Source organism: Rhizobacter sp. P1_G5 (assembly GCF_056405435.1).
This window is the reverse complement of record NZ_JBFUCB010001072.1, coordinates 1-1,001: the sequence shown is the minus strand read 5'-3', so window position 1 is coordinate 1,001 and position 1,001 is coordinate 1. Positions and strand designations below refer to the sequence as shown.

At 73.1% G+C, this 1,001-nt stretch carries 1 protein-coding gene and 1 pseudogene; both read left to right on the top strand.

What is annotated here, in order from left to right; all coding sequences use genetic code 11:
• On the top strand, positions 1-575 hold a 575-nt coding region (locus AC1D12_RS34090), incomplete at its 5' end, for a cellulose binding domain-containing protein (RefSeq protein WP_477845488.1).
• Positions 576-590: 15 nt separating this feature from the next.
• Positions 591-1,001, top strand: a pseudogene (locus AC1D12_RS34085) (hypothetical protein); the annotation flags it as partial.

The window sequence follows — 1,001 nt, the reverse complement described above, 5'->3', positions numbered from 1 at the left end:
TGTCGCAGGCGCCGGCGGGGACGGTCACGGTGACGGTGAGCAAGGCCGCCGGCGGCGACGCCGACCTGGGCACGGCCACCACCACGCTGACCTTCACGCCGGCCAACTACAACGTGCCGCAGAACCTGGTGATCGCCGCCGCCGAGGATGCCGACCAGGCCAACGGCAGCGCGAGCTTCAACCTGGCGGCCACCGGCCACACCGGCGCCGTCGTTACCGCCACCGAGATCGACAACGACGTGGTGGTCGCCGACTGCACGATCAGCTTCGACACCAGCAACGACTGGGGAGCCGGCCAGGTGCCCGCGATCAAGCTGAGCAACACGGGCACGGCGCCGATCACCGGCTGGTCGCTGAGCTGGACCGAGTCGAACGACTTCACGCTGTCCAACTCGTGGAGTGCCACGGTGACGAAGAACGGCCGCGGCGTGGTGGCCACCCCGGCCGGCTGGAACGGCACGGTGTCGCCCAGCGGCAGCGTCGAGTTCGGCATGCAGATCGGCTACAGCGGCGCCAAGCCCATGCCCACCGGGCTGGCGCTGGCAGGGCACAACTGCACGGTCACCATCAAGTGACGAGAGGGGGATGCGATGAACCACCCTCACAACGCGCGGCTCGCCGCACTGGCCCTCGGGCTGGTGCTGGCGGCCGGCGCCGCGGCCTGGGGCTCGCGGATGGTGATCCGCCTCGGCGAGGCGCGCACGGCCAGCACGGCCGAGTGGCGCCAGGTCGCGCAGGTCTACGCCGAGCGCAACCGGCTCGCCGTGCCGGCGCTGCAGGCGGCCGGCCGTGCAGCCGACGTCGATCCGCAGCTGGTCGAGGCCGCGCGCGGCGCGCTGGCGCGTGCGGCGGCGTTGCCCGGCACGCCGGGCCTGCTTGACGACCCGCGCGCGCTCGATGCCTTCAAGCGCAACCAGGGCGAGCTGACCGGCGTGCTGTTCCGGCTCGTGGCCGCGGCGCAGCGGCAGCCCGCGCTGCGCGATGACGCCGCGGTGCAGGAC